This window comes from Flavobacterium sp. 1355 (assembly GCF_017833415.1).
Lineage (GTDB): Bacteria > Bacteroidota > Bacteroidia > Flavobacteriales > Flavobacteriaceae > Flavobacterium.
Genome location: NZ_JAFICC010000001.1, coordinates 527,374 through 535,849 on the forward strand (window position 1 = coordinate 527,374; position 8,476 = coordinate 535,849).

Consider the following 8,476-nt stretch of genomic DNA (forward strand, 5'->3'; position numbering starts at 1 on the left):
CTTTGTTTCGTTTATACTGAATTTTTCTTCCAGAAATTTTAGGGTAGGTTTGCTGTAGAATTCGAGGGCTTTTATTGGTACGCCTATTGGTTTTGAATTCTGGTCAAGTATCTTGTAAAGCAGTCCATTGTTTTTAAAAACTCTCGATCCTTCATTTCCTCTGTTGGCCAAAGCAAAGCGATATCAGTATAAAGACATTGTGAACCACATGGCTTAATATTAAAATCAAGGGCAACCAGACGATTCAGGTTCAGGAATTATTCAACATTATGGAATTACAGCTTTTAATGGAGCGAGAGTATCGTTTTCCTTAATTTCCATACTGCCATCGACGAATAATGCTTTCGGAACTGTCTTGCAAGGGGATCGTTCTGCAAGCCTCCATAGAACATAACACTGCGCTAATCAGAATCATTGTAGGTAAAGCTAACCTTATCCACAGTATCCTCAATAATTTCAATCGGTGCTTTAAACGAATTATAGGTTATGGTCGGTACTTTCCGTCCGCTGTAGTATGTTAAGCCTGCAGTAGTAGTCTCGATAGAAGAATTTTGGTAGGGCTTGGTGGCTGAATAAGTGTACGATCCCACACCGTTTTGTGAAATTCTGCCGCTGTCGTCATAACTTTGGTTCTCAAGAACACCTGTTGCATTTTTAAACGAAGTCAGTCTGTGTAAATCATCATACTGAAAGTCTTCACTCCAGCTGAACAAGCTGTTTGTTCGTTTTTTTAAGTTTCCTTTATATACATACTTCACAAGCTTTTTACGATGGGTATAAAAACAAGGGCATTAATAGTTATCGAGGGCTGCTTCTAATGCACAAATACGGGCATTATTTACACGCACATAATGCCCCATTAAATTTTATGCTTACGGTATGTGGTCTAGTATGTTTACATTAAATTCCTTGACAGCTTCAAGTAACTGGACTGAGGTAATGGCCAATACCATGGCTTATTAGTACTTCCATTATCCCTCGGTTTTCAATAAATTTAAAAATGATTATCCTATAAATACTAACTATCTTTCGAACGAATTAAAATATAAATTATACCATCATTTAAAACCTTAAACAATGCTAAAACTTAAAATTTTTCTATCTCTTTTTCTTTTAATTACTTTTTACGCCTGCGATAAACTGGATGATCGTGAATTGCTGGTCAAAAACAATTCAGATAAAACGGTGTATAGTATAATTTCTGAAAATGACAGTATGTATAGTTCAGGCTTCTATTATGAGTACCAGGAAGGCTTTGATGAAAATAAAAAAGGCGATTACGATGCGCCTTTTATTTTTCAGAAAATCAGAAAAGGGGAAACTGCTGCAAATCACGACAGACCCAGATATTGGGATAACTATTTCAACAGGCTGGAAGATAAGCAGGCAAGATTGTTTATTATTCAAAAAGACAGCGTAGATAAATATGGCTGGAAAACGATATTTAAAAAAAATAGTTACAGTAAAAAATACCTTATTACCATTAAGCAGTTAGACAGCCTGAACTGGACTATCGAGTATAATGGAAAGCAACAAACATACAAAGGTTAAAAACATCCTAGCATTTACTTCAGAACAGCATCGCGTAAAAACTCGCAGTCAAAATCAGGTTCATCAGTATTTCTATTATACAGATCCACCAAATCAATTGTTTCAGTTTCTGTATGCTGAAAATTAGATTTGGATTTAATAGGGACTGGGTTAACGGAATATAGCGTTGGACAGGTGGCGTATTGGGATGATTTCGTAGTATGGGTTATTTGAATATTTGTTCTTTTGATCAAAAGTAAATCCTACAGCGGCCTTTCGAATTACAGAATTTTTGCGATGGATTTATATAATTTCATTAATGCATAAGATGTCGGTATTGAAGATCTGCAATTTTTAAAAAAATATAAATATATTATTGAAAGCCTTACTCCATTAATAGATGAGTGATAATAATAGAGGTGTTGATGCTTAAGTAACCCAAGTGACATGCACAGATAGGCTGCGATTTAGAATAATATCGCATGCCAATTAAAACAGCCTTCGTTTTTTTTTATATGCCTTTTTTTTGTGGGCGAGACAACTCTTTTAGGAATAATTTTTAAACTTCAATCAAATTATAAAAAGTAAATTATAATTCTGAAAATATTGATCAAAATTTAACAATGAAGTTATCTAAATTAAAAGCCTTAAATTTTTGTGGTAGAAAAAGGTCTGAAGAGATTTTATTGTATTATTGCAATACATTTTGAAGCAATTCACAATAAGAATTATTCTGTTGTGAAAACATTCAAAGCTTGTCGAAAACTGTAGCTTTTTTTAGATTTAATTTTTTCACATGTAATTATAGATTCTGAAATTCTTCTATTATTAAATTCCAAGGCCAGAATGTCTTCTGCAATTATTATAGAAATTTTTGATATAGTCAATGATTGCTTTTTTTGCTTTTTTTATAGTTGTATATACATAATTTTTAGGGGATGAGTTACAGGGGACCTCGTTTAGTTCGGAGGACATCAGAAAATTTGCCGAATTTAAAGAATTCAGCAGTATGGGATTTACAAATTTTAATTGGACAACAAATTCAAATTTCCAATATCCTTAAAAAAAATAGTGATGAATAAAATACTGACAATACTATTCTGTTTTTTTTACCTCAATTCATTTTCTCAAAATGTATCAGTTGTGCTGTCGGTTGAACAAAAAAAGGCAGATGCGCATTTGTGGAAAAAATATAGTTCAGATCTCTATCCTTTTTTGAAGATAAGTTATATCAATAACACAAAAGATTCCATTTATCTGAAAAAAGTTGCTGCAGAATTGGATTTTATCACTACAGGGCTTTTGAAAGATTATAACCGTAATACAAACCTCAGGACCTATTTAAAGAATTTAAAAAAACATACTAATCAGAAATATGCCGTGAATATCCCCATTAGCAAGTTTCATCATTATTGGGAAGTTTTAGAAGCAGATCATAGTATAGCCGATGAACATGACATTAGTTTCATCAATGAACAGTTGCACTTTATTTATGAGCGTTTTTATAAAAAAGATAATACCAATACTAAAACCGTTGAAGACAGAATCAGTGTCGCCAACATAGGAAAGATTGAAAGTACCTATTTTATCTTTCTAAAACCTGGTGAGAAAGTAATTGAATATTACGATTTAACAGGCTTTAAGCTATTAGGGGGTACTTATGATTTTATGTTGGATAAAAGTCAGGCAGATGATTTCATGGAGACAGATTTTCTTAATGAACAGAAGGTTTATAAAAGAGAGCCCCTGCCGGAATCGCTAAAAGGATATAAATTATATAAAGGGATAATTGGGACAAACACCGCCAGAATTATTTTTTAAAATCGGAGGTTATAAACTATATTATACAAAAAGCAGTTATATATCATTTAATCGGGAAAGTGCTTTCATCGTGTCTATAATAATAAGAAAAGGAGACGTATCAAGTCTCCTTTCTGAATTATCAAACATTTTTGCTCGATTTTGTGTTGGCAAAATAGCAATAATTGCTATATGAATAGTTCTAAGAACTGATGTCACATTACTATTTTCAGGAACCGTTCCCGCTATTTGCTGCACCGGAATGCCAGCGAACTGCCGAAGCAATCTGGGTTAAAAGTTGAATCCATTTCTGTGTTGGGATTTTATTCTTGGAATTCAGTTTCCCGGCATCAAGCTGGGTGTATTAAATTTTCGCTGGAAGGATTAGTATTGCCCGGTGTACTCTGACCTGTGTCATTCCTGCTGAGTTTATCTTCTTTAAGCTCGTCATTGCATTTTGGGCGCGCCTGAATTTATCATTTATTTTTTGAGGTAAATTTTGCTGTCGTTTTTTAAAGGAAACTTTGGGTTAATTTTATATAATATTTGTTAAAATATCCCCTGCTTACCATTTTGATTTTTAAATCTAACCGAGGTCGTTAAAATAAACTTCAAATCATTGTTTTACTGTTATTTATATTTTTTAAATTCACATAAAGATAAAGTTTAAACTTTAGGTGATGGAGAAACGTAAAATTTACGATCGTGATTTCAGAGTGAATGCAGTTAAACTTGGGCTTGAAACAAATTTTTTTAAAGTTGCAAGAGAGCTTGGGATAGCTTATTCGAATATCTACAGATGGAGAAATGAGCTTCAAAAATATGGAGCAGAAAGTTTTTGTGGAGTCGGACAATTTAGAAACCCCGAGCAAAAAAGGCTTGCAGTACTTAAAATCACACTGACAAAAAAGCTACAGAAAGTAGAACGTCAAGTTGAAATTTTTAAGAGTGCAAGTAAATTTATACTGAAAGGAAAACCAATGATTTTTTATTTTATTGAAAACAATTTAGATAAATATTCACTTTGTGGTATGTGTGAGGTTTTAGGTATAAAGTCCACCACCTATTATAATTGGAAAAATCAAGTAATTTCCCCCAGACAGAATCAAACGATTCTATTGGAGAAAGAAATAACAGCTATATTTTACCAATATAATGGGAGATATGGTGGCTACAAAATTTCCGTGGAGTTAGAAGGCCGCGGTTTTAAGTTAAATCCTTCTTCAGTTGGGACACATATGAGAAAATTAGGCCTGGTAAGTAAGCTAAGTTCAAAGCATAAAATCAAATCCGGTTCAGTATTTATTGCCCGTAATCCTTGTGTTTTTCCTAATTTGCTAAATCGACACTTTACAGCTGACGAAGTTTCTCAGGTGTGGGTATCAGGTATAACAAGTTTAGAGACAGCAAGAGGATTGTTATTCCTGACCATTATAATGGATTTATTTGATAGAAAAATTATTGGATGGAATTTAAGCGAAGGGATGAAAATAAAGGAAACTTCCATGCCCGCCTGGGAAATGGCTGTCAACAATCGAAAGACAAAAGAGGGTTTAATATTTCACTCTGATCGATCACCTCAATATGCAAATAAGATGTTTGTCCGTAAATTAAACTCTTATAAACATATTAAACAAAGTATGAGCCGAACTGCGAATCATTTAGATAATACGATCCCGACAAGATTTTTTGCATCCCTTAAGTCCGAACTGGTCAACTCAAATATGCTTCCTGCTAAAGAAGACATGCAGGAAAAAATAGCTCAATATATCAAAAATATACATTAAAATCATAATCTTATAAATTCATTAAACTTCAGGCTATGAAAACCTATGAGCGTAGTTTTAAAGAGAATGCAGTCAGGTTAAGTTATGAACAGGGAGAAATTAAAAATTTAGCGTTAAAGCTTGGCATAAGTCGATTTACTTTGCTTAAATGGCGCAAAAAATTTGATTACCTAAAATTAAATCCTAAGGATGCTGTAATTTTACAGCTCAATAAAAAAATACGGGATTCAGAACTTACACTAGAAATTTTAAAAAATGGCAGTAAACATGCAGCTCAAGGAAAATTAATGACTAAACGGTTCATTGAAGACAATTTATCTAAATTTCCACTTTTAAAAATGTGCGAATTATTACAAATATCGACCAGCTCATATTACAGGCTGAAAAAACAGGAGATTTCCGAGAAACAAGCTCGAATAGCTTTACTAAAAGAACAGGTTGTCTCTATATATTATCATTTCAATAAAACATTTGGATACAATAAAATTACCAAAGAGCTTCGACGTAGAGGATTTAAAGTGGGAGAAGGTCAAATTAAGGTTTATATGAGAATGTTGGGACTGCGCAAAAAAGCCAAAAGAATCAGAGCAACAACAGATTCAATTCATAATCACTATGTTTCCCCAAATATTTTAAATAGGGAATTCTCAGTTAGTGAGCCTGCTACAGCCTGGGTGTCAGATATTACATATATAGCAACAATTAAAGGCTTTTTATACCTTACGGTCGTTTTGGATTTATTTGACAGGAAAATCATCGGATGGAGTTTAAGTGACAGTATGAGTACCAAAGAGACTACTATACCGGCCTGGGAAATGGCAGTTAAAAATAGAAAAATCACTAAGGATTTAATCTTCCACTCTGATAAAGGGGTTCAGTATGCTAATAAACTTTTTACCAGAACATTGGACTCTTATAAGTATGTCAGGCGTAGTATGAGTCGAAAGCAAAATCATAATGACAATGCTGTTGCCGAAAGCTTTTTTAGCTCCTTTAAAAGAGAGTTAATTAACGGAAATAAACGCTTAACCAAGGAACAGATGAGGGTCGAGGTTTACGAATACATTGAAAATTGGTATAATAAGAAAAGAAGGCATTCATATTTAGGTTATAAAACAATTGAAGAGTTTAATCAAAACAGGGAATCGTAAAAGCCAATTATTGTTTACTTATGCATATATCAATTCCAGTATTGTTTTCTTTAAATAAGACATCCAAGAAATGCGATACTCATTGATGCAAATGGGAATTTTTTCATTTTTTTATTGTTATTAATGTGATGATGCTTTGTAAATAAGGCATGATAAACTCATATAGGTCTGTAAGGACTCAATCGACTAAGGACATCATCCAATAAAGTACGTGCTTTAATCCCTAAGCTTGAGCCACCTGAATCTCGGTCTCCGCTCCAATTTCCCATTCCACTCATAGCACATTACTGTTTATAATTAGTGATCAGAAATTTAACCAATTTTATTGTAAAAGCGATCGTTAAATTCTTGTTATCTGGATCATGAGAACAGGTTTTCCAGCTCGCTAAACTGTGATGGATGGTATATTGTTATATCTGGTCGGGGGTTATTGTCGCTAAAATTTCCATTATTTTTTTTTCTTTTTCCGAGATGGTTTTTAAAATCTTTGATGCCTGCTCAATATACTTGAAGTTGCCGGTTTGGCTCACTTTTTCAAATAAATACGAAACTGAAGTCCAAAGTTCTGCAATTTCCATAAACGCCTCATGTCCTGATTTGAGTTGGTCCAATTCAAACATGTCGTAACTTTCTTTTAAAAAATCACGGTACAGGTTTCTAAATAATGCTCCGCCTGTACCTGCCTTTTCCATAAGCATTGCAGCTGTTTTAAAGTCGTTTTCAATATCTTTACTTCTCTTAAACCATTTAATTATTTCTGTACTTGTTTTTAAAATTCCTTTATAGCCAATATTTGTTATAGGTGGATTTATATATTCAGCAGCGTTATTTTTAACTGCAGTTAAAACTGCCGTTTTTAAATCAAATTTATTGTCTGTTTTATCCAAAATATAATACAGGTTTTTAGATGACATTGGACCTTTTGCTGCTCTGGCTAACGACAAACTTTTCAAGCTTGTTTTCACTTTGCCCCCCTGCTGTTTTGTGTCCACCAAATAGGCATTTTCATTATCATAACCATAAATTGCAGTATAATGTCCTGCAAAATGAAATGCCTGTGAAAAATATTGCAAATGAAAACAGTCCAATTTTAATCCGACTGCCTGTCCTTTGTCTAGTAATTCTTTTACGTTCTCCCAGGCCTTTTGGGCTGATGCTGTTTCTTTGACCGACAATACAAGATTTAGATTTCTTGCAATATTTTCAGTTAGAACGTCCGGTTTTACCCTTCCGCCAATAAAAGGAAAATCCATGGATTTCATGTTCCAGAATATGAATCCAAGTCCTTGTCCCAGTCCAAAAAGCATAGGCTCGGAAAGTTCTATGTTAAGTTGCCCCAACAAAGTTCCTGTTGCTGTTGTTTCGCAATGTTGTCCTTCAAATGCTTTTATGTTATCTATTTTCATTATCGCTTCTGTACGGTATTTTAACTGCCAACTTGCATACTTTTGACAGTATATCTGCCTTTAATAGGTATAGCTTTGCATTGTATGTGTAATGGTTTTACAATACTACGCAAAAATACTAATACATATAGGATTTTGTAATAGTCATGAGAGTTTGTGCAAAAAAAACAGGGTATAAAGAAATCACCTTACTGACAAGGGAGGTTTTCGGGTTGTAACGCCTCACGGCATTGCCTTTAAGGCCCATATCGGGACGATAAAGATTTAAAAGATTATCGGGGCTGAAAATACTTAGGATCAATGTCCGCCTATTTAAAAATAACAAGACGCAGCGATTGAGAATTAGTAATGAAGGTATCAGTATATTCTATGGAATCCCGGGTAAGATATCAATGAATAATTTTTATATTTGGTGTCAAAGAGCAAGCGTAGTATTTAAATTAAATTGCAATGGAAAAGGGGATGAAGCTGAAGGTTCGAAAACAGCTTGACGGCAAACAGCAGTCCAATATTATTAAATTAAAAGGGAGCCTGATCTCCAGGGGCTATACTCAGATCATACACATTTTGGATAAGGATGAGGAGTTTCATATCAATTCTTTTGATATTGAAATGGGAGCAGCCGGTGAAGTACAGGAATTTATTACTGCTTTTATTGCCCGGGAGCAGCTTGAGGATAGTGTATCTATTTTTAAGTAAGGCAGAGAATGTCTAGTCCTGAAATAGCGATACACAAAAAGTATCATTATGGAAAAAGATCAAGAATTACGCTATATAAAGCGTACACAAAAAGACTACACTA

The 8,476-nt window shown here is 33.7% G+C and carries 7 protein-coding genes; 5 read left to right on the forward strand and 2 right to left on the reverse strand.

Annotation, left to right across the window (positions count from 1 at the left end; genetic code table 11):
* Positions 1 to 401: 401 nt before the first annotated feature.
* Complete coding sequence (locus JOD96_RS02310) at positions 402 to 758, reverse strand: hypothetical protein (RefSeq protein ID WP_209562655.1); 357 nt, start codon at positions 756 to 758, stop codon at positions 402 to 404.
* 319 nt (positions 759 to 1,077) lie between these two features.
* On the opposite strand from JOD96_RS02310, the gene JOD96_RS02315 reads away from it, so the two are divergent.
* The 4 genes from JOD96_RS02315 (at position 1,078) to JOD96_RS02330 (ending at position 6,268) form a co-directional block, all read left to right on the forward strand.
* Positions 1,078 to 1,551, forward strand: coding sequence for a hypothetical protein (locus tag JOD96_RS02315; protein ID WP_209562656.1), 474 nt, complete (start codon positions 1,078 to 1,080; stop codon positions 1,549 to 1,551).
* Between the two features lie 1,053 nt (positions 1,552 to 2,604).
* Positions 2,605 to 3,351 (forward strand): hypothetical protein, encoded by a 747-nt coding sequence (locus JOD96_RS02320; protein WP_209562657.1) that lies wholly within the window; start codon positions 2,605 to 2,607, stop codon positions 3,349 to 3,351.
* Positions 3,352 to 4,010: 659 nt separating this feature from the next.
* A complete protein-coding gene (locus tag JOD96_RS02325; protein ID WP_209562658.1) occupies positions 4,011 to 5,117 on the forward strand; it encodes an IS3 family transposase in 1,107 nt (368 codons plus the stop codon).
* Between the two features lie 35 nt (positions 5,118 to 5,152).
* Positions 5,153 to 6,268 (forward strand): IS3 family transposase, encoded by a 1,116-nt coding sequence (locus JOD96_RS02330; RefSeq protein ID WP_209562659.1) that lies wholly within the window; start codon positions 5,153 to 5,155, stop codon positions 6,266 to 6,268.
* A gap of 410 nt (positions 6,269 to 6,678) precedes the next feature.
* Here the strand turns inward: JOD96_RS02330 and JOD96_RS02335 are convergent, their stop codons facing one another.
* Entirely contained in the window at positions 6,679 to 7,674 is a 996-nt protein-coding gene (locus tag JOD96_RS02335) for a BtrH N-terminal domain-containing protein (RefSeq protein ID WP_209562660.1), read from the reverse strand.
* Between the two features lie 450 nt (positions 7,675 to 8,124).
* Between JOD96_RS02335 and JOD96_RS02340 the strand changes: the two genes are divergently transcribed.
* A complete protein-coding gene (locus JOD96_RS02340) occupies positions 8,125 to 8,373 on the forward strand; it encodes a hypothetical protein (protein ID WP_209562661.1) in 249 nt (82 codons plus the stop codon).
* Positions 8,374 to 8,476: the final 103 nt, after the last annotated feature.